The 25,206-nt window shown below is 49.0% G+C and carries 18 protein-coding genes; 9 read left to right on the forward strand and 9 right to left on the reverse strand.

The features are described 5' to 3' along the window. Together murI and ACN0TF_RS10270 are read left to right on the forward strand one after the other, a co-directional pair. Positions 1–747: a glutamate racemase gene (gene murI, locus ACN0TF_RS10265; protein WP_417441846.1), complete on the forward strand. Its 747-nt coding sequence runs from the start codon at positions 1–3 to the stop codon at positions 745–747. Between the two features lie 298 nt (positions 748–1,045). Then, on the forward strand, positions 1,046–2,734 hold the full coding sequence (locus ACN0TF_RS10270; RefSeq protein WP_417441847.1) for an NAD-dependent malic enzyme: 1,689 nt from the start codon (positions 1,046–1,048) through the stop codon (positions 2,732–2,734). Here ACN0TF_RS10270 and ACN0TF_RS10275 read toward each other — a convergent pair. Then, positions 2,731–3,882, reverse strand: coding sequence for a trans-sulfuration enzyme family protein (locus ACN0TF_RS10275; RefSeq protein WP_417441848.1), 1,152 nt, complete (start codon positions 3,880–3,882; stop codon positions 2,731–2,733). The two genes, ACN0TF_RS10270 and ACN0TF_RS10275, sit on opposite strands and share 4 nt — an antisense overlap. Before the next feature lie 85 nt (positions 3,883–3,967). On the opposite strand from ACN0TF_RS10275, the gene azu reads away from it, so the two are divergent. The 3 genes from azu (at position 3,968) to ACN0TF_RS10290 (ending at position 8,655) form a co-directional block, all read left to right on the forward strand. Beyond that, positions 3,968–4,417 (forward strand): azurin, encoded by a 450-nt coding sequence (gene azu, locus ACN0TF_RS10280; RefSeq protein WP_417441849.1) that lies wholly within the window; start codon positions 3,968–3,970, stop codon positions 4,415–4,417. Positions 4,418–4,504: 87 nt separating this feature from the next. After that, the gene (locus ACN0TF_RS10285) at positions 4,505–5,548 is read left to right on the forward strand and encodes an efflux RND transporter periplasmic adaptor subunit (RefSeq protein ID WP_417441850.1); all 1,044 of its coding nucleotides are present in this window, start codon (positions 4,505–4,507) and stop codon (positions 5,546–5,548) included. Beyond that, the gene (locus ACN0TF_RS10290; protein ID WP_417441851.1) at positions 5,548–8,655 is read left to right on the forward strand and encodes an efflux RND transporter permease subunit; all 3,108 of its coding nucleotides are present in this window, start codon (positions 5,548–5,550) and stop codon (positions 8,653–8,655) included. Before ACN0TF_RS10285 ends, ACN0TF_RS10290 begins: the two co-directional genes overlap by 1 nt. Here the strand turns inward: ACN0TF_RS10290 and ACN0TF_RS10295 are convergent. From ACN0TF_RS10295 to ACN0TF_RS10305, 3 genes are read right to left on the reverse strand one after another with little or no spacing between them, the layout of a single operon-like run. Beyond that, positions 8,652–9,401 (reverse strand): transporter substrate-binding domain-containing protein, encoded by a 750-nt coding sequence (locus ACN0TF_RS10295; RefSeq protein WP_417441852.1) that lies wholly within the window; start codon positions 9,399–9,401, stop codon positions 8,652–8,654. The two genes, ACN0TF_RS10290 and ACN0TF_RS10295, sit on opposite strands and share 4 nt — an antisense overlap. After that, on the reverse strand, positions 9,402–9,857 hold the full coding sequence (locus ACN0TF_RS10300) for a TerB family tellurite resistance protein (protein ID WP_417441853.1): 456 nt from the start codon (positions 9,855–9,857) through the stop codon (positions 9,402–9,404). Positions 9,858–9,865: 8 nt separating this feature from the next. After that, positions 9,866–11,233 (reverse strand): sensor histidine kinase, encoded by a 1,368-nt coding sequence (locus tag ACN0TF_RS10305; RefSeq protein WP_417441854.1) that lies wholly within the window; start codon positions 11,231–11,233, stop codon positions 9,866–9,868. A 150-nt stretch (positions 11,234–11,383) separates the two neighbouring features. Between ACN0TF_RS10305 and ACN0TF_RS10310 the strand changes: the two genes are divergently transcribed. After that, a complete protein-coding gene (locus ACN0TF_RS10310) occupies positions 11,384–14,560 on the forward strand; it encodes an amidohydrolase family protein (protein ID WP_417441855.1) in 3,177 nt (1,058 codons plus the stop codon). 13 nt (positions 14,561–14,573) lie between these two features. Here ACN0TF_RS10310 and ACN0TF_RS10315 read toward each other — a convergent pair whose 3' ends face one another. After that, a complete protein-coding gene (locus ACN0TF_RS10315) occupies positions 14,574–15,509 on the reverse strand; it encodes a LysR family transcriptional regulator (protein ID WP_417441856.1) in 936 nt (311 codons plus the stop codon). A 146-nt stretch (positions 15,510–15,655) separates the two neighbouring features. Here ACN0TF_RS10315 and aceK point away from each other — a divergent pair, with 146 nt between their 5' ends. Beyond that, positions 15,656–17,350, forward strand: a complete 1,695-nt coding sequence (aceK, locus tag ACN0TF_RS10320) for a bifunctional isocitrate dehydrogenase kinase/phosphatase (protein WP_417441857.1) — start codon at positions 15,656–15,658, stop codon at positions 17,348–17,350. On the opposite strand, the gene aceA is transcribed toward aceK, so the two are convergent. From aceA to argE, 4 genes are all read right to left on the reverse strand, one after another. Beyond that, positions 17,334–18,671, reverse strand: coding sequence for an isocitrate lyase (gene aceA / locus ACN0TF_RS10325; protein WP_417441858.1), 1,338 nt, complete (start codon positions 18,669–18,671; stop codon positions 17,334–17,336). The genes aceK and aceA overlap by 17 nt on opposite strands. Positions 18,672–18,713: 42 nt before the next feature. Beyond that, complete coding sequence (gene aceB / locus ACN0TF_RS10330) at positions 18,714–20,297, reverse strand: malate synthase A (protein ID WP_417441859.1); 1,584 nt, start codon at positions 20,295–20,297, stop codon at positions 18,714–18,716. 180 nt (positions 20,298–20,477) lie between these two features. Next, positions 20,478–22,103, reverse strand: coding sequence for a methyl-accepting chemotaxis protein (locus ACN0TF_RS10335; RefSeq protein ID WP_417441860.1), 1,626 nt, complete (start codon positions 22,101–22,103; stop codon positions 20,478–20,480). A gap of 88 nt (positions 22,104–22,191) precedes the next feature. Next, a complete protein-coding gene (gene argE / locus ACN0TF_RS10340; RefSeq protein ID WP_417441861.1) occupies positions 22,192–23,352 on the reverse strand; it encodes an acetylornithine deacetylase in 1,161 nt (386 codons plus the stop codon). 100 nt (positions 23,353–23,452) lie between these two features. Here argE and argC point away from each other — a divergent pair, with 100 nt between their 5' ends. Both argC and argB read left to right on the forward strand, forming a co-directional pair. After that, on the forward strand, positions 23,453–24,478 hold the full coding sequence (argC, locus tag ACN0TF_RS10345) for an N-acetyl-gamma-glutamyl-phosphate reductase (RefSeq protein WP_417441862.1): 1,026 nt from the start codon (positions 23,453–23,455) through the stop codon (positions 24,476–24,478). Next, entirely contained in the window at positions 24,475–25,206 is a 732-nt protein-coding gene (gene argB, locus ACN0TF_RS10350) for an acetylglutamate kinase (RefSeq protein WP_417441863.1), read from the forward strand. The genes argC and argB overlap by 4 nt, the downstream gene beginning before the upstream one ends.

A 25,206-nucleotide genomic window follows, 5' to 3' on the forward strand; every position in this document is an offset into this window, starting at 1 on the left:
ATGAAAGTCGGAGTTTTTGATAGCGGTGTCGGTGGTTTAACTGTGGCTCGGTCGCTGCAACAAAGTGGTTGTTTCAGCGAGCTGCTGTATTACGGAGACACTGCCCGGGTGCCTTACGGTAGCAAGGACAGCAATACCGTTACGCGCTATGCGCTGGAGGCGGTAGAGTTTTTTAACGGAGCCGATGTGGATTGTCTGGTGGTGGCCTGCAATACCGTCAGTGTAACCGCTCTGGAGCAAATGCAGAAGTTTTCCAATAAGCCGGTGTACGGCGTATTTGAGCCTGGTGTAATGGCTTTGGAGCAAATGCAGGGTATTGATACCAGCTCCAGGGTGTTGGTTATTGCTACGCGCTCGACTATAAACTCCGGTGCTTTCCAGCAAAAGATACAGGCTTTGGGTTACAACCAGGTGGATGCCATGCCCACGCCGTTGTTTGTGCCTATTGTCGAAGAAGAGTTGTACGACGGCCCGATACTGCAGGAAACCTTTAAGCACTATTTTGGCAAACTTGAAAAGCCCGACGTGGTGCTGCTGGGCTGTACGCATTATCCGCTAATTGCCGAGAGCATTTCAGCTTACTTCAATGGCGCCAAAACTATCCATTCCGGCGAAGCTATGCTGGCCTGGCTGAAGCAGCAGCTGGACTTAAGCGCCCAGTTTGATGCCACGCCATTGCACATTATCGCCACCGAAAATGTCGAAGCCGTCAAACGCACCGCCACCCGCTGGGGCCTGAAGCTCTAGCCCCGGGGACAGGCTTTGCCGGCAATTCGGCTGAGAAAAGAACTCGTGGCTTGAGGAGACGCTACAAGTTCATCCATGAACGCTTGACGAAGGCCATCCATGGCCTTCGACACTCCTCAAGCCACGAGTTCTTTCCTTTATCGCCTTTTGCCACCAAAGCCTGTCCCCCTGATAACCTCAGCACTCGCGGTTTCCTCGATACTCCACCTGACATAAATGTCAGGCTACCCCAATAGCAACCGGTGTGGCGTTGATGTTATGATATTCGTATTACTTTTGCTTACAGGAGTTTGTAGTTATGCCGCAGACGCAGCGTCCGCTTTATATTCCGTATTCTGGCCCTAATTTGTTGGAAACCCCTTTATTGAATAAGGGCAGTGCCTTCAGTAAGGAAGAGCGCGCCGCGTTTAACCTGACGGGTTTGTTACCGCCACGCTATGAGAGTATTGAAGAGCAGGCCGAACGGGCTTACATGCAGTACCGGAGCTTTGAAACGCCCATTAACAAGCACATTTATCTGCGCGCTATTCAGGACAACAACGAAACCCTGTTTTATCGCTTATTAACGGATCATCTGGAAGAGATGATGCCGATTATCTACACCCCAACCGTGGGTGATGCCTGCGAGAAATTCTCAGATATTTACCGCAGCTCACGCGGTTTGTTTATTTCCTATTCTGAACGTGATCAGATAGACGATATTCTTCGCAATGCTACGAAGCAGAAAGTGAAAGTGATTGTCGTGACCGACGGCGAACGCATTCTGGGCTTAGGTGATCAGGGTATTGGTGGCATGGGTATTCCTATTGGAAAGCTCTCGCTGTACACCGCTTGCGGCGGAATTAGCCCTGCGTATACGCTGCCGGTGATGCTGGATGTTGGTACCAATAATGAAAAACTGCTGGAAGACCCCATGTATATGGGAGCCCGCCATAAGCGTATTGAGCAGGACGAGTACGACGAATTCCTCGACAAGTTTATAAAGGCGGTGACCAGACGCTGGCCGGGCGTGATGCTGCAGTTTGAGGACTTTGCTCAACCTAACGCCATGCCTTTATTGCGTCGTTATCGCGACGAAGTTTGCTGTTTTAATGATGATATTCAGGGCACCGCGTCTGTGACGGTGGGCACCTTGCTGGCAGCCTGCCGTCAGAAAGGTAAAAAGCTTAGCGAACAGAAGGTGGTGTTTGTTGGTGCTGGGTCTGCGGGCTGCGGTATTGCAGAACAGATTATGATTCAGATGACCGCTGAAGGCTTAACGGAAGAGCAGGCGAAGAGACAAATCTTTATGGTGGATCGCTTTGGCCTGGTTATGGATACCATGGGCGGTTTGCGTGACTTCCAACAGGCTCTGGCACAGAAAACCAGCGATTTAAACGCCTGGGAATACAGTGGTGATTATCCGTCGCTGCTGGACGTTATGCATTGTGCAGAGCCTGACATTTTAATTGGTGTGTCTGGCCAGGCCGGGCTATTTACCGAACAAGTTATTTCGACCATGGCAAAAAATGTCGAGCGACCTATTATTTTTCCACTGAGCAACCCCTCCAAACATGTGGAAGCGCACCCTACGGATGTCCTGAAATGGAGTGAAGGTCGGGCTATTGTGGCAACCGGAAGCCCTTTTGGTGAAGTAGAATATGATGGCCGTATATATCCGATAGCGCAGTGCAACAACAGCTATATCTTCCCGGGCATTGGTCTTGGGGTGTTAGCGGTTAAATCCGAACGTGTTAGTGATGAAATGTTGCGTGTAGCGAGTAAGACACTGGCTAATGCGTCGCCCAGCGCTAATGGTAAAGGTGAAGCCTTGTTGCCAGCCTTTAATGACTTAACTCAGTTAAGCAAAGATATTGCTTTTGCTGTGGGTAAAGTGGCTCAACAGGAAGGTTTAGCGCTGGAAATTGATGACGACACGCTGCGTGAGCGCATCGACAACAATTTCTGGAAACCGGAATATCGCTTCTACAAGCGCGTAAGTATTTAAGAATGCGCTAAGTCGATGGCCTGCTGTAAATCGCTCAGCAGGTCCTCGGCGTTTTCAATGCCTACCGATAAACGCAATAAATCCAGCGGTACCGGTGTGTCTGGTCCTTCAATGCTGGCGCGATGCTCAATCAGACTTTCCACGCCACCTAATGACGTAGCGCGGTGCCATAGCTGAGTTTTGGCTGCAACCGCAATCGCGGCTTTTTCGCCACCGGCTAAACGAATAGACAGCATACCGCCGAAACCGCCTTGCATTTGCTTAACTGCTATTTCATGACCGACAAAGCTTTTCAGGCCGGGATACAATACTTCAATAACCTGTGGGTGCTGCTCCAGTTGCTCGGCAATATATAACGCACTTTGGCAACTTTCCCTGACCCGTAAAAACAGCGTGCGCATGCCACGCAAGAGTTGTGCTGCGTCCTGTGGCCCCGGCACGGCTCCGGACTGGGCACGAATAGCCACTAAGCGTTGCCAGAACTCATTATCTTCACGAGCCGCCAGTGCGCCGGAAATCACATCGGAGTGGCCGTTTAGGTATTTGGTGGCGGAGTGCATAACAATATCGGCGCCAAGATCTAATGGCTTGGTCAGCAGTGGTGTTGCTACTGTGGAATCGACAGCAAGCAGAGCACTGCAATTGCGAGCCATATCAGCTACGGCGGCAATATCAGTCACTGTCCACAAAGGGTTACCCGGCGTTTCCAGCCAAATAAGCGTAGGCTTTCTTTCAGCAATAGCGTCGCGTATTTCATTTAAATTCGTGGTATCCACAAACCGAACATCCAGTCCGCTATCGACGCCAAAAGTTTGTAGCCATTTGCGCAAAGCCCAGTACATAACCTTGGGAGCTATGACCGAGTCGCCTGGTTTTAAGGCCTGAAAAACAGCGGTAGCGGCGGCCATGCCCGAGGCGAAAAGGCGAGCATCTGCCGCATTTTCTAACTCTGCCAACAGCTTTTCTGCGGGGCGATAAGTGGGATTGTCAGCCCTTGAGTACACCCGCCCGCTACGATATTGATTGTCGTCATCACGCAGATAAGTCGTTGATGTGTATACTGGAGGGATAATTACTCCATTTTCGTTGTCAGAGTGACTACCACCCTGAGCAAGGAGTGATTGCGGCGAAAAAGGACGTTTCGTCATATAAATTCTCGTTAAAGTAATCTCAATGCGAGATATCACGTATATAAGAAAGGAATCATTTCATACTAACCGAAGAGGTATTGCAATGCGTTACATAATTTCCGCACTACTAGGCTCTATGTTGTTTGTCGCAAACGCCGCGCAGGCGAACGAATGTGAGCTCAAGATAGATAGCAATGACAACATGAGATTTGATACAAAAGAGATGTCCGTATCGGCTAGCTGTGACGAAGTAACTGTAACCTTACATCATTCAGGTAAACTGGATAAAAAGGTCATGGGTCATAACTGGGTACTGAGTGAAGCTGGTGACATGCAGTCTGTTGTACAAGAAGGAATGTCAGCGGGTATAGATAACAACTATGTACCAGATTCTGATGCTGTAATTGCTGCAACCGACGTTATTGGTGGTGGTGAAGAAACGTCGGTGACGTTTTCTACAGAAGGCATGAGTGCAGATACCGATTATAAATTCTTTTGCACCTTTCCTGGCCACTCAGCAATTATGCAAGGCAGCTTTGCGATTAAAGAGTAATTTTCGCAACATTGCTTAACCGCAAATTGACTAGTAATAACTGCAGCCTACGTGGCTGCAGTTTTTTTGGAGCTCCATTTGACCGTTATGAAGTTTTTACTCATTACCTTAGTGTTTTTGTTCTCGCTACAAAGTGAAACGAGCCAGGCACAACAATTTGGATCGCGCGAAGCGCTGGTTTTAGCGCAACAAGTTACTTTTGAGCGTGAGCGTAACCGGGTAGAAGCAGTTGGTACGGCTGAAGCTGTGCGCTCCATTACCATTTATCCTGCTGTTGGCGACAGAGTCGTTGCGGTAAATTTTAAGCCTGGCGACAAAGTTGAGAAAGACGAGTTATTGGTCGAGCTGGATGCCCGTCGTCAGCAAGTGGCTGTAGAACAAGCACAAATTAACCTGCGCGATGCAGAGCGTACGGTAGAACGTTTACGAACCAGCCGTGAACAGGGGGCTGTGCCCCAGTCGGAGCTAGACAACGCTATTTTATTAAGAGATTTAGCCCGGGTAGAACTGGATAACGCTAAAATTGAACTGGAAGACCGTTTTATTCGCGCACCGTTCTCCGGAATTATTGGTATTACTGACGTTGAAGTTGGTGACCGCATTGATCAACAAACGGCTATCGCAACCTTAGATGACCGTTCAACCTTATTAATTGATTTTCGTATTCCTGAAGCAGCGGTTTCCCTGTTGCAGGACGGAGCAGAACTTAAAGTAGAGCCTTGGCGCTATTCGGGCACGCCGGTAACCGCCGAGATTATTGAACTGGATTCTCGTATTAACGCCACCACCCGTATGTACAGAGCCCGTGCTGAAATTAATAATGACAGCGACGATTTCCTTCCGGGAACCAGTTTCAGAACGGCTATAGAACTTGCCGGTGAAGAGTTTGCTTCAATACCCGAAGCAGCTTTATCCTGGGGAGTTAACAATCCTTTCGTCTGGGTTATTGAAGATGACAAAGCGCATCGGATTGATGTGCAAATAGAGCAACGTCTGGCAGGCCGTGTGTTAGTTTCAGGCGATATTCAACGTGATGATATATTGATAGTTGAAGGTGTTCAAAGCTTGCGAGAAGGCCAACCAGTAACCTTTGACAGAGCCACCCTCGATACGCAAGAGGCGGTTGAATAATGTCAGATCAGCAACTGAATAACCAGCAGGATGCGAACGACTTACCTTCGATCTCCATTCGCCGTCCGGTACTGATTGTTGTTCTCAATGTTCTTATTGCCATAGCCGGCCTGGCCGCGCTCATGGGGGTTGAAGTACGTGAACTGCCGGATGTCGACAGGCCTGTTGTTGGTGTGAGTGCGACACTTCCGGGGGGCGCTCCAGAAACGGTGGACGCCGAGGTCACCAGCATTTTGGAAGGCGCGGCGGCTCGTGTTTCGGGTGTGGAGTCCATACAGTCTTCGAGTGAAGAAAACAGCGCACGTATTTCTATCGAATTCCGCCCCGGAATTGATTTAGACGTGGTTGCGGCAGAAGTCCGTGAAGCGGTCAACCAGGTGCGTCGCGAACTACCCGACGATGTCGAACAAATTAATGTCCAAAAAGCAGACAGTGACGCGCGCTCGGTTCTGGATATTGCGGTTAGCAGCGATACTCTGACGCAGGAGGAGCTCACGCGTCGCCTGGAAACCGACTTGTCGCCGGCATTTTTGGCTATAAATGGTGTTGCCGATGTGCGCCTGAATGGCGACCGGGAACGCGTACTGCGGGTGGATCTTGACCCCCTTAAGCTTGTGAGCTTTGGTTTATCGGTAACAGATGTAGCCGATGCGTTGCGGTTGGCACCTTTTGACGTGCCGGCCGGTAGTTTACGTTCGACCGACCAGCGATTAATTATACGAGCTGATGCGACAGCTATTACCGAAGATCAAGTTGAGAACATAATTGTCCGTGACGACACGCGTATTGGTGATGTCGCTCAGGCTTATTTTGCACCGGCTGATGCCGGTAGTTTTGTTCGCCTTGACGGTAAACCCGTTGTCGGTTTGGGGGTAATACGTCAGGCGGGCTCTAATACCATCGAAATTTCTGATCAGGCGTTAGCGGTACTCGAACGCCTGCGCGAGCGTTTTCCTGATATGGAAATGCGCATCACGAATGATGATGCTCAGTTTATTCGTACCTCGGTAGCTGAAGTGGTGACGACCCTTGCCATTACTATTGTTCTGGTTGTGGCTACCCTATGGGTCTTCATTGGTTCATTCCGCGCGACTATTATTCCTGCGTTCTCCATTCCGGTTGCGTTGTTCGGCGCTATCGCGGCTATTTGGCTGATGGGCTTTTCCATTAACATTCTGACCTTGCTGGCGCTGGTATTGGCAACCGGTCTGATAGTGGATGATGCCATTGTTGTTACTGAGAATATTCAACGACGCCGCAGCATGGGGCTTGGCAGCCGTGCAGCAGCGGTATTAGCGACACGCGAGGTGTTTTTTGCGGTAGTGGCAACGACGGCGGTGTTGGTTGCGGTTTTCGTTCCTATTGCGTTTTTACCTTCAACAGCCGGGCGTTTATTCCGCGAGTTTGGCGGTGTGCTTGCGGCGGCAGTGGTCATTTCTTCTTTTGTTGCCTTGTCTCTGGTTCCGGCCTTTACCGCTCGTTTGCCTAAATCGGCCGGGCAAAATAACCGGTTTGCAGGCATTGGTAATAGCTTTAAACGGTTTTATAAACGAACGCTGCATAAAGCACTGGATTTCAGCTGGGTTGTGGTGGTGCTGTCTTTGCTGTCTGCTGGCGGTGGTGCGCTGCTTTATAATGAAATTGACAGCGAACTTATGCCCAATGAAGACCGCGGGGCGGTTCGGGTATTCTCGCGCGGACCTGACGGTGTTGGCCTTAAGTTTATGGACCGTCAGGCTCGTAAGCTGGAAGAAGTGCTGCTGGAATATAAAGAAAGCGGTGATATAGAGTCGATTTATACTGTTGTTGGTCAGTGGGACCCTAACCTAGTTTTCATTACAGCTAATTTGAAACCCTGGGAAGAGCGGGATATTAGTCAGCAGGAAATTATTAATAATATTCGGGAGCCGTTAAGCAGAGTGCCGGGCGCACCGGGGCGTGCTTTTGGTGATAACAGCCTGAATTTAAGAGGTCAGGGCGGTGGCCTGGAAATGGCTATTACCGGCGAAAACTATGACGATATTTATAAAGTGGCGCGAGAATTTACTGCCATAGTAAAAGAGCGCATGCCTGATTTAGGCGACCCTAATGTGTCTTACCAGCCCACTCAGCCGCAATTGCGGGTGAAGATAGATCGTCGCCGGGCTTCGGAGCTTGGGGTTTCCTTAAATGATATATCCTCTACGTTACGTGCTGCTATTAATGGTGATGATGTCGCTGACTTAAACGTGGGAGATCAGCAAATTCCGGTTATGCTGCGCACCCGTAATAATTTAATTCAGTCGCCACAGGACATGCAGAACCTTTACGTGTCATCCAGTAGCGGCGACTTAGTCCCCATTTCCAGCGTTTCAGAAATTATTGAAGAGGGTGTGTCTGCGGAACTGGAACGTCAGGCTCAGCGGCGGGCGATAGAAATTGACGCGCAGTTACCTGAAGGCTTGCCGATGTCGGAAGCTGTAGAGCAGTTGCGTGCTATTGCCGAAGAAGTCTTGCCGGGCAGCATGGGGCTGGTCTTTTTAGGCGAAGCTGCAACATTTGAGGACACCTCACAGGAAATTGCCATGACTTATATTCTGGCCTTCCTGATTGTTCTGCTGGTACTGGCGGCTCAGTTTGAGTCATTAAACAGTGCGGTGGTTGTTATGCTGACCGTGCCTTTTGGTATTGCGGCAGCTATTTACGCCTTATTCCTGACCGGCACCTCCATGAACATTTATTCGCAAATTGGATTGGTGATGCTGATTGGTCTGCTCGCGAAAAACTCTGTATTGCTGGTTGAGTTTGCTGACCAGCTGCGTGACCGGGGACTTGCGGTTCGTGAAGCAATAGAAGAAGCTTCATTGATACGTTTACGGCCTATTATGATGACACTGGTATCCACGGTTCTGGGTGGCCTGCCGCTTATTCTGTCTTCTGGTGCGGGTGCTGAAGCGCGTAACTCAATTGGTTGGGTTGTGTTCGGTGGTCTAGGGTTGGCAACACTGTTTACGCTTTACCTGACACCTGTGCTTTATTTATGGCTGGCACGCTTTACCAAACCGCGTGCGGATGAAGCTGCTCGTCTGGAAACAGAAATGGAAGCTGCGAGAGAAAGCGGCCATTAATCTTGAGTTATAATCCAGTGCTGGACATTCCAGCGCTGGCGTATTTCATCAAGTTTTCCACTTTTTTCAAGGTGAGTTAATGCTTTATTGAGTTGTGTCAGACGCTCGGAGTCGCCTTTTTTCACTGCGAAACTAACAGGGACTCTAATTTCCGGTTGCCAGAGAATTCGTATATTTAAATCCATTGTTTCAGCCAGGTATAAGCCCACCCGTTCCGGCATAATAACGGCTTCTACTTCGCCCACGCCCAACTGTTCCATGGCTTCTTTTTTTGAGTCGGCCTGCTGAATTCTAATGGCGTTATTTAGCCCTAGTTTTTCCAGGTGCTCTTCAAGTACCGAATGGCGATCACCGCTAATGCGTTTACCGACAAGCCCTCGAATGGATTCAGGGCTACTGTCCTGATCTAATACAAACAAAGTGGCCAGGCGGTGATAATAAGGTTGGCTAAAATCGAAAAACGACTGCCGCGCAGCCGTTTGTTCCATGCCTATAGCAACATCGAGTTCACCATAACGAAGTAAACTGACGACATTATCCCAGTCGTACTGATAAAGATTGAAGTCTTGTCCCAGATAGTCATACACAGCACGAGTAACATCAACGTCAAAGCCAACACTATCGCTGTCTTGAGTAAATTGAAAGGGTGGGTAGCCGGTGGCCATCCCCACTTCTTCGGCAGGACTTACCGCAGCAAAGGTAAAGCTTAGTAGAGCAGAAGCCACTAACGTTGATGAAAGATGCATTCACGAGTCCATGACATTTAATTTGGTTCGAATATAGTCTGCGTGACCAATGTAGAGCAGGTCTGCCAGCTTGCGCAGCATGCTTTCTTCATAAGGATCAAGCTCACCATCAGCGTAGGCAACAACCCATAAACTTTCCAGTAATTCAACGCGCTTTTCGTAGGCTAGTGCTTTTAGCTGAGCGGTAAATTCGTACAGTGATGCGGCTTCTTTTACTGTTTTTACGGCCTTTTTAATAGCGTTTTCTGCTTGTTCACCCTTAATGTCATATTCGTGCTCAAGCTCATGTAAAAGATGCTGGCGTTCTTCGTCTGACAACGTACCGTCGGCAAGACTAATTTCTGTCATTAATACCAGTGAAAGGAATGCATTGTCTGTCATACCATCCGCCTTATCCAGGCTGGCCTGTTCAGCGGCAGTATTGTTTTGAAAAAAGTTTTGCAGAGCTTTAAGCATACAACATCCTATTTAGGTAAATTAGGTAAGAAAAAAGAAAATTCGGTGCCTTCGCCAGGCGTTGATTGGACAGAAATCTGACCTTTGAGTTTCCGTGTTACTAAATTATAAACAATAGATAAGCCCAATCCGGAGCCGCCAGTCTGACGAGACGTGGTGAAAAAGGGTTCAAAAATATTTTTCATGGTTTCGCTGTCCATGCCTTTGCCGTTGTCACGAAAAGAAAAGCGTACGCCGTTATCTTCCTCTGTAGTCAGAATTTCAATTTGATGGTTTTCGTCAGGCTCGGCAAAGGCGTGGTCGTTGGTATTACTGACCAGGTTAGTCACAATTTGTGCCAACGCCCCCTGATAGGTATTCAGGACAATATCTTCATTGCAGTGAATACTGATGGTGACTTTTTTCTTTTTCACCATAGGGTTCAGGCTCAAGACTAAGGCGTGTAAATAATCTGTGAGCTGGCATTTCACCAGCTCAAAACTGGACTGGTCCACAGCCGTTTTCTTAAAGTTCTGAATTAGGGTAGCGGCGCGTTCAAGGTTGCTGCTTAGTAGCTGATAAGCTTCAAAAGTATTGTCGATGAAGGTATGCAGATGTTTTCGTGAAATGGAACCATCAGTAAAACTCTGATCCAGTTTTTTCAACCTGTGTTCACAATGGGTTACAGCGGTTACGGAAACGCCCAGCGGAGTATTTACCTCATGAGCAACACCAGCAACTAATTTACCCAATGCTGCCATTTTTTCCGTTTCAATTAACCTTTCCTGAGCCTGTTTAAAATTATCCAGTGCTTTGGTCAGAGATTGAGTACGTTCTTCTACCATGCTTTCCAACTGTTCATTTTGTTGAATGAGCAGGGCTTCAAACCTCTCTCGTTCAGCGGCACTAACAGCACGACCGTAAATGTCTGCCAGCATACCGACAAAAGCAACTTCAGCCGATGTCCAGATGCGATTTTCTTTGCGGCTTTCACAGCACATCACGCCTATCATTTCGCCTTTATGACGCAAAGGAACATCAAGCAGGCCGTAAACACCGGTTTCTTGTAGATAACCGTCATTTAATTCGATAGTTGCAGGGTGACAGCGGGCATCGTTAGCAATAATGGTGCGTTCGGATTCTAATGCCTGAAAGTAGGAAGGTAACTGGTTTTTATACAATGTCGGAACTTCGGCATTTGGCGACTTTTCGTCAATGAGCTTGGCGGCGGTCATGGCTTGCTTATCTGGCTGCAATAACCAAATACTAACCCGGGTAATATCCAACCCCTTCAGTGCTGAAGCTAATATAAGCTCAGACGCTTTCTCTAAGTCGCCACCGTCAATATCGGGCGATTTAGAGACGTCGAGGAGGATGTTTTCTAAGGCATCGTTCATATTCAATCCGGTTGTCTGAATATTTTCTCACTATAACCCACTGACTTTTAATGTCCATTAATCGACCTTTCCTCACCATTTAACGTTAGCGACTGGACATTTGGATCTTAACTCCTTACAAAGGTAAGACATTTTTAATGAGGCTATACCATGAAAAGAACAACACTAACCTTAGCGGTTGCATCTCTTTTGAGCTTTGCACCGGTGAGCATGGCAGAAGAACAAACTCAGGGCTGGGATGTCAGTAGCCCGCAGGGAGAATTTAAAGACATTAATATATCGGTTAACTCCGGTACCTGGATGAATGTGGATGTCAGCCCGGACGGTGAGTACATCGTATTTGATTTACTGGGTGATATTTATCGCATGCCGTTTGGCGGCGGAGACGCTGAAAAACTTGTGGGCGGTATAGCCTGGCATATGCAGCCGGTTTACTCGCCAAATGGACGCTACATTGCCTTTACCTCAGATCAGGGCGGTGGCGATAATATATGGGTGATGGATGCAGATGGCAGCAACGTGCGTGCAGTTACCGAAGAAACTTTCCGTTTATTAAACAGCCCGGCCTGGAGTCCTGACAGCGAATTTCTGGTTGCGCGTAAGCATTATACCGCCAGCCGTTCTTTAGGTGCAGGTGAAGTCTGGATGTACCACCGCAGTGGTGGTTCGGGCGTGCAGTTAACGGAACGTCCTAACGACCAGAAAGACCTGGGCGAACCGGCGTTTTCACCGGACGGCAAATACATCTATTTTTCCCAGGACGATACTCCGGGAAAAACCTTCCACTACAGCAAAGACTCGCTGGAAGGCATTTACACCATTAAGCGCTTTGAGCGCGAGAGCGGTGAAATTGAAACTCTGATAAGTGGTGCCGGTGGGGCAATTCGTCCGACACCGTCACCCGACGGGCGTTATCTGGCCTACATTAAGCGTGAAGACTTTGACAGCGTGCTGTATGTGCTGGACCTGAAGACCGGCGAACACAAGCGGGTTTACGGGAAGATGGAACGCGACATGCAGGAAACCTGGGCCATTCACGGTGTTTACCCGACCATGGACTGGACACCGGATTCGAAGCAATTAGTTTTCTGGGCTGGCGGTCACATTCAGAAGCTGAACATTGATGACGGCAACGCGCGCATTATTCCGTTTAAAGTTGAAACTGAGAAGAAAGTACAGCACGCCTTGCGCTTTAAGCAAAACGTTGAAGCGGACGAATTTGACGTAAAAATGTTGCGTATGGCGCAAGTGTCGCCGCAGGGTGACGCGGTTATTTATGAAGCTTTGGGTAGCTTGTATCAGCGTTCTTTGCCCAATGGAGAACCGCAGCGTTTAACCAGCAGTGAAGACTTTGAGCTGTACCCGCAATACTCGCGCGACGGAGAAAGCGTAGTATTTGTCCGCTGGAACGACGAAGCGCAGGCAAAGGTTATTGTTCGGGATATTAGCTCTGGTAATGAGCAGGTGCTGAATACCGGACAGGGTAACTTTGTAGAACCCACGTTCTCCCCGGACGGCAAGCACGTGGTCTACCGCAAAATACGTGGGGGTTACTTAATTTCCGATAAGTTTGGTCTGGAAAACGGAATTTATCGCGTTGCGGTGTCCGCCAATGCAGAGCCAGAGCAAATTGCCGAAAGCGGGAATTTACCGCAATACGGCGCACGGAATGACCGGGTTTACCTGATGACACCGGGCGCTAAGCCAACCTTGAGTGTTATCGATTTGCGTACGCTGGAGCAACGCGAGTTGTATCAGTCGGAATTAGCCACTGAATTTCGTGTGTCTCCGGATGGTAAGCAACTGGCTTTTGCGGAACGTTTTAAAGTGTTTGTTACGCCTTTAGTTGAGCGCGGCAGCGTTATCAACGTGGGACCGGGTGATAAACAAATGCCGGTGCATCAACTTTCCGTTCGTGCCGGTGAAAACTTATCCTGGACCGCAAACAGTGATCAGATTTACTGGACACTGGGACCGGAGCTTTACCATACATCGGTAGCTGAAGCTTTTAATGCTGAAACCGACAGCGAAACCCTGAAAGTAGAAAATGGCCAGAACATTGGTTTTGAACAGGACGCTATGGTACCGGATACAACCGTTGCCTTTGTCGGTGGGCAGGTCATTACCATGAATGGCGATACCGTTTATGAGCAGGGTACTGTGGTAGTGCGCAATAATAAGATTGTTGCGGTTGGTCCTGAAGCTGACATTGATGTGCCAGCTGGTGCTGAAGTGATTGATACCAGCGGTAAGACCGTCATGCCGGGGTTATTCGATGCTCACGCGCACGGTGGTCAGGGCCAGGCGGAAATTATCCCACAGCAGAACTGGGGGCAGTACGCGAATCTGGCATTTGGTGTGACTTCAATTCACGATCCGTCTAACGATACGACCGAGTTCTTTGCGGCTTCAGAGCTGCAGAAAGCGGGCAGAATTGCAGCACCACGACTGTTTTCAACAGGTACTATTTTATACGGTGCCAATGGTCCGGGTTACACCTCGCATGTGGATAGCTTAGAAGATGCTAAGTTTCATTTAGAGCGCCTGAAGAAAGTGGGTGCGTTTTCTGTGAAAAGTTATAACCAGCCACGTCGTAACCAGCGTCAACAAGTGGTTGAAGCAGGACGTGAACTGGAAATGATGGTGGTGCCGGAAGGTGGCTCTTTGTTGCAGCACAATTTAACCATGATCATGGACGGGCACACCACGGTTGAGCACTCGCTACCAGTTGCCAATATCTATGATGATATTCGTCAGTTATGGCAGCAAAGTGACGTAGCTTATACGCCAACCCTGGGTGTGGCTTATGGTGGTATTTGGGGTGAGAACTATTGGTATGCGGAAACCGATGTATGGAAGCATCCCAAGCTGACTCAGTATGTCCCTATGGACTTTTTAGTGGGTAAGTCCATGCGTCGTGAAAAAGCGCCGCATAACCATTACAACCACTTTAATAATGCGGAAGTGGCAACTGAGTTGCAGGACCTGGGGGTTGAAGTTCTCGCCGGTGCTCATGGTCAGCGTGAAGGTTTAGCGCAGCACTGGGAAATCTGGATGATGGCTCAGGGCGGCATGGAACCTTTGGAAGCCTTACGTACGGCGACCATTGATCCGGCGCGGGTTTTCGGTATGGACCACGCGTTAGGCTCTCTGGAAGAAGGTAAACTGGCGGATATTATCGTTATTGATGGCAACCCGCTGGAGAACATCCGTGATACCGATAAAGTGACTCACACCATGGTTAATGGCGTACTCTATGACGCCACCACCATGGATCGCTTGTTGCCGGAGCCACTTAAGCGGAAAGACTTTTTCTGGGAAGAATAAGCCTTTATAGAAACTAAGATGCTGCCGCGGTTTCGGCGACTACTTGTCGGAACCAGCGGTGGCCTGCATCGTGCTGCAGTAGCGGTGACCAGATCATGGTCAGAGTTAACCCCGGTATTTCGAACGGCGGAGCTTTCATAACTAACTGACTGTCTTGTGAATACAGTTCCGCTGCCCGTGTTGGCAAGGTAGCAACCAGCCCCTGACGTGCCAGATACATAGCCACATGATAATTACGGGTAAACACTTTAATTTTCCTGCGTTTGCCCAGTTTATCTAAAGCGTCATCTACCCAGCCGAGTTTTTGTACGTCGTGCGGGTCCATCCCCACGCCCACACCAAAGCCAGTTTTACTCACCCAGACGTGCTGAGCCTTTAAGTAATTTTCCAGCGTGTAGTCTTCCAGCAATGGGTGATCTTTGCGAATAAGGCAGGAAAACTCGTCGCTCCATAAATTCTTTTGATGAAACGACTGTGGTAACTGTTCAAAGCGGTTAATGGCTAAATCCACCTTGCCGTTCTCAACGTCGTGAAAGCTGATATCGCTGGGGGTCATAATGTCCAGTGATACGTGAGGTGCCTGTTCATCGAGCTTTTCCAGCAGTTTCGGCATGAGTGTCGAGGCGGCATAGTCGGACGCCATAATACGAAATACCTGGTCACTGGTGGGCGCATCAAACTCACGCACCGGCTGAATCATCTCCTCAACCGAATATAATACGCCGCGTAACGCTTCCTGCATGTCCAGCGCACGCTGAGTAGGCACCATGCCTTCGCTGGTGCGCACTAAAATAGGGTCGTTCAGCAGGTTGCGTAAACGCTTCAGGCCGTTACTCATGGCTGGCTGAGTGATATTTAACTGTGCTGCTGCCCGGGTAACGTTTTTTTCCCGCAGCAGGACATCTAAGTAAACCAGCAGGTTCAGATCAATGTCTTTGATGGTGTTCATAACTATCCAGAATAAGTGGAATATAAAAAATCTATCGGGATTATAAATAGGGTGAATGTATAACGCCAGTCTTGTTTCTGTCATTATTGATGATTAACTTGATTCAAGTAGAGAGTCGTTGTGACCGGTTTAGCGGATGAAAGACCATGACAATTAGCCCCGAGACCTTGGCAAAAAGTATTCTGGATGGCTTTCATAGCCACTACCGGCGTTTTCAATCGCTGACTCAGGGCGCACGTGAACGCTTCTTGCAGCGTGACTGGACCGCAGTTGTGTCGGCAGCCTCAGAGCGTATTCATTATTACGACCATCAGGTGGGTACAACGGCGAAAAAAGTCGAGCGGCGTGTGGGGAATGAGCTTGATGAAAACCTGTGGCGGGCAACCCGGCAGCGTTACCAACAACTGCTGAAGTTTCACCCTCAGGCGGAGCTTGCAGAGACCTTTTACAACTCGGTGTTTTGTCGGGTTTTCGACCGGGCCTACTTTAATAATGACTATATTTTTGTCGAAACCGTGCTGGCGCACCACATTCCGGTGCCGGTGGAAAACGAATGCCACTCTTACTTTCCGGTGGTTGACGGACTGGAGGGAACACTGACTCGGGTGTTTGAGGATATTGGCCTGGGGGGGGAATTTGAAAGCTTTGAAAATGATATTGAACAGCTGCGCGATAAGTTCTTTGAGCGTGCAACAGAAACGGATATTGAAGCCCACAACCTGCGCATAGATGTTTTGAAATCCCCGTTTTACCGCAATAAAGCCGCGTATATTGTCGGCCGGGTGGTAACTGAGAATAACCATTACCCTTTTATTGTACCGGTGCTGATTAATTCCCAGGGCAAGCTCTATGTAGATGCCTTTATCACCCGGTCGGATCGCATGGCGACCATTTTTGGCTTTGCCCGTTCGTATTTTATGGTTGAAACAGAGGCGCCTTCTGCTTTGGTGCGGTTTTTAAAGGACTTGATGCCACACAAAACTCTGGCTGAGCTTTACTCGTCGGTGGGTTTTCATAAGCAGGGCAAAACCGAATTCTACCGAGAGTTCTTGCATCACTTGCGCCGCACAGACGATCAGCTGTCTGCTGCCCCCGGTGTTAAAGGCATGGTCATGACGGTGTTTACGCTGCCGTCTTTTCCTTATGTGTTTAAAGTCATCAAAGACCGGTTGGGCGGCACCAAGGAGTTTGGCCGGCAGACAGTTATTGACCGTTACCGCATGGTTAAGCGGCACGATCGGGTGGGGCGTATGGCCGATACTCTGGAGTTTGTCGATGTGGCATTGCCGCTTAAACGTATATCCGCCGACTTGCTGGAAGAATTTAAGCAAACCATTGCTAATTCTATTTCGATAGAGGGTGAGACTCTGGTGATTCACCAGTTGTTTGTTGAGCGCCGAATGACGCCGCTGAATTTGTACTTAGAATACGCCAATGACGAAGAAGTAGATGCGGCGATGGACGACTACGGCCGGGCCTTAAAAGAAATGATGGCGGCGAATATTTTCCCCGGTGACATGTTGCTGAAAAACTTTGGTGTCACACGCCATAAACGCGTGGTGTTCTATGACTACGACGAAGTGCGGTACTTAACCGACATGAGCTTCCGACGCTTACCGGATAACGACTGGGAAGTTTCTATTGCTCCGGACGATGTGTTCCCGCAGCAGCTGGCGCAATTTGCGGTGCCGCAGGCGAAATACCGCGACAAACTATTGAAGCGTCATCCTGAATTGATTGACCCGGCGTACTGGTGTCGCGTACAAAAAAACATCCGCAAGGGTGAGCTTACGGATGTCTTTCCTTATGATGCCGATTTGCGCTTTACGCGGAGGTTTTAAACTGGTCTTCCTCGGTTGAGCCTTTCAGTGCGGTGACTGAGGATAGCCCACCCTGAATAACGTTGGTCAGCTCGTCAAAGTAGCCTGTACCTACTTCCTGCTGGTGCGCCACAAAGGTATAGCCTTTGTCGGCCGCTTCAAACTCCTGCTGTTGCAGTTTAACGTAAGCTGACATGTCGTTGCGCGCATAGTCGTGGGCCAGTTCAAACATGTGGTACCACATATTGTGCACACCGGCCAAGGTAATAAACTGGAATTTGTAACCCATTGCGGCCAGCTCGCGCTGGAACTTAGCAATGGTTTCGTCGTCCAGGTTACGTTTCCAGTTAAACGACGGTGAACAGTTATAGGCCAGCAGTTTGCCGGGGTATCTGGCATGAACGGCTTCTGCAAACTGACGAGCTTCGTCTAAATCGGGCTTAGCGGTTTCACACCAAATGAGGTCGGCAAACGGAGCGTAAGCTAAACCGCGTGAAATAGCTTGTTCAATGCCTGGCTTCACGCGATAGAAGCCTTCGGCAGTGCGTTCACCAGTAATGAACGGCTTATCGTTCGGGTCAAAGTCAGAAGTTAGTAGATCGGCGGCGTTAGCGTCAGTACGGGCCACAATCAGTGTTGGTGTACCGGCTACGTCGGCAGCTAAACGTGCGGCTGAAAGCTTCTGTACCGCTTCCTGTGTTGGTACCAGTACTTTGCCACCCATGTGGCCGCATTTTTTCACTGAAGCCAGCTGGTCTTCAAAATGCACACCGGCAGCCCCGGACTGGATCATGCGCTTCATCAGCTCGTAAGCGTTGAGTACGCCACCAAAACCGGCTTCCGCGTCGGCAACAATAGGTGCGAAGTAGTCTACGTAATTGTCGTCTTCCGGCGTAACGCCTTTTGACCACTGTATCTGATCAGCACGGGCAAAGGAGTTGTTAATGCGCTCAACCACCGTCGGTACTGAGTCGACCGGATATAACGACTGATCCGGGTACATGCTGCAGGCCGAGTTGTTGTCAGCCGCCACCTGCCAGCCGGAAAGGTAAATGGCCTGCAGACCCGCTTTAACTTGCTGCACGGCCTGACCACCGGTTAAAGCACCCAGCGCGTTCACATAGTCTTTGCCAAATTTTTCCTGTGCTTTGCCATGAATGAGCTGCCACAGTTTATCAGCGCCGTTGCGGGCGTAGGTATATTCTGGCTGCACGCTACCACGCAGGCGTACCACGTCTTCGGCACTGTAGGGGCGCTCAACGCCTTTCCAGCGTGGGTCGGTGTCCCATTGCTTTTGTAATTCTTTAACTTGTTGTGCGAATGAAAGATTTTGGGTTGTCATAAATAATTCCTTGTTGTTCTTTAATTGTTGCGAATTTTATTGTTATTTCAGTTGTTGGTAGCCGGGCAGAGTCAGAAAGTCGACCAGCTCGTCGGCTGTGGTAATTTCTTCCAGTAAGCTCAGTGCCTGGGAAAAAGGTTCGTTGTTCCAGCGCTGTTCACCGACTTCGTTCTTCACCACTTCTGCTTCTTCTTGCAGGTACTGTCGGAACAGCTCTTTGGTGACCGGGGTGTTATCGGAAAGTGTTTTGCCGTGGCGGATCCATTGCCAGATAGAGGTACGCGAAATTTCAGCGGTGGCGGCGTCTTCCATTAGGCCGTAGATAGGAACGCAGCCTTTGCCGTTCAGCCAGGACGAAATGTATTGCAGCGACACCCGAATGTTGGTTCGCATGCCCGCTTCGGTGCGCTCGCCTTCACAGGGTTGCAGCAGTAAGGCCTGATCAATCGAGGTGTCGTTTTCACGCAGTACATGAAGCTGGTTGTCGCCTTCAATACCGTCGACAAAAATTGCGCTTACGGTGTCAGCTAAGCCCGGGTGGGCAATCCAGGTGCCGTCGTGGCCGTTGTCGCGCTCCATGGTTTTGTCGGCGTGAACTTTAGCGAGGATCTTCTCATTCTCGGCTGGATCTTTGCTGGGAATAAAGGCTGCCATGCCGCCCATAGCTAAAGCCCCGCGCTGATGACAGGTTTTCACTAATAAGCGCGAATAGGCGTTAAGAAAGGGCTTGTCCATGCTAACCACCTGGCGGTCGGGCAGAACCCGTTCAGGATGTTCTTTCAGGGTTTTTATGTAACTGAAAATGTAATCCCAGCGGCCGCAGTTAAGTGCAGCAATGTGGTCTTTCATGGCGTGTAGTATTTCATGCATCTGAAACACTGCCGGCAGGGTTTCTATGAGTATGGTGGCGCGAATGGTGCTGGTTTTTAAGCTGAATTTTTTCTCGGTAAAGTCAAAAACATCGGCCCACCATTTGGCTTCGTCGCTGTGTTCCAGCTTGGGCAGGTAGTAATACACACCCGAACCTTGTTGTAGTCGCTGCTGGTAATTCAGTAAAAAGTACAAAGCAAAGTCCATTAGCGCGCCGGGAATAGCCTGGCCGTTACGCTGTACGTGTTTCTCCGGTAAGTGCAGGCCACGTACCCGGGCAATCAGTAATGCCGGATCAGGGTCGACTTTATAGTATTTGCCACTGTCGGGGTCGGTGTAGGTCATGCCGCCTATGTTGGCATCGCGCAGGTTAATTTGACCATTGACCATGCCGTCCCAGGTAGGCGACTGTGAGTCTTCAAAGTCGGCCATGTAACAATCGACATTGGCATTCAGCGCGTTGATGACCATTTTGCGGTCCACCGGTCCGGTAATCTCTAAGCGGCGTTTTTTTAAATCTTCCGGCAGTTCGGCAATGCGCCAGTTTCCCTCGCGGATGTCTTGAGATGTAGTGTCAAAATCAGGTAACTGACCCTGGTCAAATTGAGCCTGACGTTGCTGGCGCTTCTTTAACAGCGACTCTAACCGTGGTTGAAAGGTATCGACTAACTCAGCAAGAAAAGACTGATTCTCGTCGTTGAACAGCGCTTTTGCATCGTCATCAAGGGGTTGACTGAAGTTAAATAGATTGTTCATTTTTGAATCCGTTGTTACTAGTTTGTTAACACGGATTAAGAGTAGATGCTGGTCGCACCATTAGTCTAATTTATGCTGTTAATTAGCAGTATTCAGGAAGGTTATTGTGATGGCCTGATGTTCACGCCAGGTGAGGTATCTCACCTGGCGTAAGTATCAGTCTACATAAGCGTCAGGTATTTAAATTCTAAAACGCTTAACCAGTTCATTAAGGTCAACTGCCAGGCGCGACAGTTCACGGCTTGAGGCATTGGTTTGCTCTGAGCCGGAAGCTGTTGAATTAGACAGGTCACGAATGCTGACGAGGTTTTTATCAACATCGCGTGATACGTTTGCCTGTTCTTCTGCGGCACTGGCTATGGACGTATTGTGATTGTTTATTTCACTTACGGCCGTGGCAATTAACTGCAGTGCTTCACCGGCTTCTCGTGCCACGTCCAGAGTCTTAGTAGCACGCTCTAAGCTCTTGTCCATAGTGGCTACAGAACGGTCGCTGGACTCATTAATAGCTTTAACCATGTCTTCAATTTCAACAGTGGACTGCTGCGTCTTGTGAGCTAACGAACGAACTTCATCAGCAACAACAGCAAACCCTCGACCTGATTCGCCGGCACGAGCCGCTTCTATTGCCGCATTCAGTGCCAGCAGGTTCGTTTGCTCGGCAATACCGCTAATAACCTCAAGCACTTTAGTAATGCTTTTAACTTTTTCTGCAAGCTCAGTCACGTTACCTGAAGAGTCTCCAATTTCCTGAGACAACTCTTCAATAGCACGGACGGTTTGACGTACGCGGTCATTACCTTGTTGCGCTTGTTGATTTGCTTCATCAGAAGCTTCAGAAGCATTCTGGGCGTCCTGCGCAACGGTTTCAACGGCAGTGGTCAGCTCGTTCACGGCTGTTGCAGCCTGCTCTAATTCTTCAGACTGCTGCTGAATAGTCCGGGTTGACTCTTCAGTCACTGAACTCAGTTCTTCAGAGGTTGATGCCAACTGCTCCGACGATTCCGATATGGTGGTAATGGAATTGCGCAGTTCTGTTTGCGTTCGCTCTAGTTGACGGAGCAAGCGTGCCGGCTCGTCGTTGCCGACAATTTCAATTCGCTGTGTCAGGTCTCGTTTAGCAATAGTCTCGGCAAAATCAACAGCGGCGCCAATCGGTCTGACAATACTGCGGGTCAGCACAATAGCGAACAGGGCCAGCAATGCGATAGCAACTATAAGTACGATAATAACTGCAAGATTAGCGTTTGCCGCTACGCCTTGCGCGTCACTTGCCGCTTCATCAATAAGAACAGTTTCTCTACTGTGAAGCTCTGCCAGCTTCTCGGTAATTTTGTTGGTCAGCGGAAGTATGCTGTTTTCTCTTATAGAGGCAATGGCATCTGTAAGACCTGCGTCAACTAACTGGTCAAATTGATCGTTCAGCTGCCAATATTCTTTATCAAGTGCTTTGTATTCATTAAATAGCTTTTGAGCCTGAGAATCTTCTATAACACTCTCGTATTCGCTCTGATTCCGCTTAAGAGAGTCAATAGCGTCGGAGAGTCTGGTTTTATAGGTTGCTAAACGGTCAGCGTCATTTACATAGCTGGAAACGTTGGCTGAATGAATTCTCACCAAAAGAAAATCACGGTTTATATCATTTACATTGTCCAGCGCCGGCATCTGCTTGTCGGTAATAATCGTTATTTCGTTACCAATGACTCCAATCCTATTTATCGCAAAAATGCCGAGAATAAGGATGAGTATTCCGATCAGTCCGAAAGCGATGCTCGCGCGGACACCTATGGAAATCTGTCGTATCATGGCGTGTTCCTTTTTAGTTAACCCAGTCCTTTTAACTGTAGCAAATTGGCCAGTGCTTAAGCCTGGTTGATTCTTTTGCTATCGGCAGCTAACCCGAAAAACAATAACTTTTTAGTAAACTTTTTAGTTTTTCCTGAGTGGGTTTTATGGTTTCAACTAATAGATACTCGTCGGGCTGATGTGCCTGACGTATTGAGCCAGGCCCCATTACTAGTGTTTCACAGCCCAGTTCCTGAAGAAAGGGCGCTTCAGTGCAGTAGTTAACCGCCTGCGCTTGAGTTTTCGAAATTTTCTCGGCTAATTGCACCAATGCGGAGTCGGTACTTTGCTGAAAAGCCGGTATGGGGTGGTGCAGTGAAATGAGCTCAATTGACCCTGGGTAACGGGCCTGAATATTTTCCGTTGCCTGGTGCAGGTGAACGTAAAGCTCATCGACAGACAAGCCCGGCAGAGGACGAATGTCCAGATGCAACTCACAACAGCCGCAAATCCGGTTGGCGTTGTCGCCGCCATGAATGTGACCAAAGTTCATGGTGGGGTGTGGTACCGAAAAGCTTGAATCTGAATATTTATGCTTAAATTCTTCTTTTAATTTCATGAGTGCTGAAATGACTTCATGCATCAGTTCTATGGCGTTAATGCCCAGTGCCGGGTCTGAGCTGTGGCCGGAGCGTCCTGTAATGCGTATTACTTCGCTCATGTGGCCTTTGTGCGCGTATACCGGGCGCATATCTGTGGGTTCGCCTATGACGCAGTAGTCGGGTTTTAAGTTCGCAAAGCGACTGACTTCACGAGCGCCGTCCATTGTGGTTTCTTCGTCAGCGGTGGCCAGTATCATCACGGGCTTAGTTTGCTCAGTTGCGTCCAGCTCACTCAGAGCCTGAATAACAAAAGCAAAAAAGCCTTTCATATCAATGCTACCAAGACCGTACCAGCGGTTATCCTGCTCGGTGAGTTTAAAGGGGTCAAAGCTCCAGCGGCGGGCATCGTAAGGCACGGTGTCAGTATGTCCTGACAGCAGTAAACCGCCGCTTCCTGCTCCCCGGCGAGCCAGTAAATTGAACTTTCCCGGCTGGCTTTGCAGCTCATTGATTTCGCACTCAAACCCTAGTAATTCCAGCCATTCAGCCAGTAAGTTCACAACTTTCTGATTGCTGTGATCCCACTTAGGGTCAATAGAGCTGATGGAAGGCTGTGCAATGAGTTGCTGATACATTGAGAAGAATGATGGTAAGGCTGGAGTGCTCATGATAGTTAATCCTTAATATAATTATTCACTATTATTGCATAAGTATATTTATTCGGTTATTCTGCATTTTTACTCAGAAACAGCAACAGGTTTTTGTCGCATGCAGTATACAGCAGCGCAGTCTCAGTCAGTCGCAATAATCGGAGCCAGCGGTTACGTCGGCGTCGAACTAACCCGCTTGGTGCAACAACATCCGGCACTTAGTCTTTTGGGTTGTTATGTCTCTGAGCATAGCAGTGATGCAGGCTCGTTGTTGAGTGATTTACACCCACAATATTCGCATTTAGTGAAACTTTCGTTACAGGGCTTATCCAGTCATGAAAAAGACTTCATTAAAGACTCGGCTGACACAGTGTTCCTCTGCACTGATCATGGCGTGAGTGTGGAGTTGGCTCCTGAGTTTCTGGCTGCTGGTTTGAAAGTCATAGACCTGTCCGGTGGCTTTCGGTTAAACGCAACTGAAGATTATCCCTCTTTTTACGGCTTTGAGCATCAGCAGGACTTGTGGCTACAACAAGCGGTTTATGGGCTGGCGGAATGGTACCCGCAAGAAATAGCTGCCGCGCAGTTAGTTGCCGTGCCCGGTTGTTACCCTACAGCGGCGCTAATGGCATTGCTTCCGGTAAAACAGGCAGGCTTACTCAGCGACAGCAAAATTATTATTAATGCGGTATCCGGTGTGACCGGTGCCGGACGAAAGGCCGCGCTGGTAAGTCATGGTGCGGAACTTTCTTTGCAAGCGTATGGGCTGTTTGAGCATCGGCATACTCCGGAAATTGCTCAACAGTTACAGCATGAGGTTTTGTTCACTCCGCATTTAGCGCAGTTTCCGCGCGGCATTCTGGCGACTTTATACGCAGAACTTAACGATGATGTTAGCGCCGGCGATTTAGATAAAGCTTATCAATGCTATGCAGATCAGCCTTTGGTTCGTTTTGAAAAACAAGCACGACCAGCCATTAAAAATGTGGTGCAGCAACCCTTTGTGGATATTGGCTGGCATCGGCAGGGCACCCAGCTTATTGCCTTTTCGGCCATTGATAACTTGCTAAAAGGTGCCGCCAGCCAGGCTATTCAATGTGTAAACCTGCAGCTTGGTTTAGCACCTGAAGAGGGGCTGTTATGAACGTCATAAAGCTGGGTGGCAGCCTGCTCGAGCAACCCGAAGAGATGAAAGCTCTGTTTGCGTCCCTGTCAGACACTGAAAACCATACCGTTATTGTGCACGGCGGCGGCGCTCTGGCTCAGCAATGGTTGTCTAATGCTGGTCTAAAAAGTGAAAAGCATGAAGGGTTGCGAGTCAGCCCCGAGCAACATATGCCCTATATAGTTGGTGCTTTGGCGGGTTGTGCGAATAAGCAACTGATGTCCTGGGCCATTGCTGGTGGGTTACGGCCTATTGGATTAACTCTGCATGAGGCTGGTGTTTCATGCCAGCAGAAATCGGCAGCTCTGGGTCAGGTGGGTACGTGCGAACTCTTTGAGTCCGGGTTAATTACTAATTTGCTCAAATGCGGTTACCTGCCATTAATAAGCTCTATTGGCTTCGGTAAACAGGGCGAATGGTTCAATGTTAACGCCGATGACGCCGCGGTTGCGGTTGCCGCAAACCTAGACGCCGATTTACTGTTTCTAACCGATGTCGATGGCGTGCTCGACAGCGAAGGCCAATTGATAGAGCAGCTGGACAGCCGGAGCATCGATGAACTGACAAAAAGCGGTGTGATTAGAGATGGCATGCTGGTTAAAGTTCGCGGCGCACTTAACGCAGCAAAACGCTTACGACGATGTGTGCGAATAGGCAGTTGGAATTTGATAAGTAAAACCCATTCAGGCACACAGATTAGTGAGTAA

Origin of the sequence: Idiomarina sp. (assembly GCF_048265525.1) — a bacterium.
In the GTDB taxonomy this organism is placed as follows: Bacteria; Pseudomonadota; Gammaproteobacteria; order Enterobacterales; family Alteromonadaceae; genus Idiomarina.

Coding starts and splice junctions, on each gene's coding strand:
- murI (WP_417441846.1), top strand. CDS start 1: ATGAAAGTCGGAGTTTTTGATAGCGGTGTCGGTGGTTTAACTGTGGCT.
- ACN0TF_RS10270 (WP_417441847.1), top strand. CDS start 1,046: ATGCCGCAGACGCAGCGTCCGCTTTATATTCCGTATTCTGGCCCTAAT.
- ACN0TF_RS10275 (WP_417441848.1), bottom strand. CDS start 3,882: ATGACGAAACGTCCTTTTTCGCCGCAATCACTCCTTGCTCAGGGTGGT.
- azu (WP_417441849.1), top strand. CDS start 3,968: ATGCGTTACATAATTTCCGCACTACTAGGCTCTATGTTGTTTGTCGCA.
- ACN0TF_RS10285 (WP_417441850.1), top strand. CDS start 4,505: ATGAAGTTTTTACTCATTACCTTAGTGTTTTTGTTCTCGCTACAAAGT.
- ACN0TF_RS10290 (WP_417441851.1), top strand. CDS start 5,548: ATGTCAGATCAGCAACTGAATAACCAGCAGGATGCGAACGACTTACCT.
- ACN0TF_RS10295 (WP_417441852.1), bottom strand. CDS start 9,401: ATGCATCTTTCATCAACGTTAGTGGCTTCTGCTCTACTAAGCTTTACC.
- ACN0TF_RS10300 (WP_417441853.1), bottom strand. CDS start 9,857: ATGCTTAAAGCTCTGCAAAACTTTTTTCAAAACAATACTGCCGCTGAA.
- ACN0TF_RS10305 (WP_417441854.1), bottom strand. CDS start 11,233: ATGAACGATGCCTTAGAAAACATCCTCCTCGACGTCTCTAAATCGCCC.
- ACN0TF_RS10310 (WP_417441855.1), top strand. CDS start 11,384: ATGAAAAGAACAACACTAACCTTAGCGGTTGCATCTCTTTTGAGCTTT.
- ACN0TF_RS10315 (WP_417441856.1), bottom strand. CDS start 15,509: ATGAACACCATCAAAGACATTGATCTGAACCTGCTGGTTTACTTAGAT.
- aceK (WP_417441857.1), top strand. CDS start 15,656: ATGACAATTAGCCCCGAGACCTTGGCAAAAAGTATTCTGGATGGCTTT.
- aceA (WP_417441858.1), bottom strand. CDS start 18,671: ATGACAACCCAAAATCTTTCATTCGCACAACAAGTTAAAGAATTACAA.
- aceB (WP_417441859.1), bottom strand. CDS start 20,297: ATGAACAATCTATTTAACTTCAGTCAACCCCTTGATGACGATGCAAAA.
- ACN0TF_RS10335 (WP_417441860.1), bottom strand. CDS start 22,103: ATGATACGACAGATTTCCATAGGTGTCCGCGCGAGCATCGCTTTCGGA.
- argE (WP_417441861.1), bottom strand. CDS start 23,352: ATGAGCACTCCAGCCTTACCATCATTCTTCTCAATGTATCAGCAACTC.
- argC (WP_417441862.1), top strand. CDS start 23,453: ATGCAGTATACAGCAGCGCAGTCTCAGTCAGTCGCAATAATCGGAGCC.
- argB (WP_417441863.1), top strand. CDS start 24,475: ATGAACGTCATAAAGCTGGGTGGCAGCCTGCTCGAGCAACCCGAAGAG.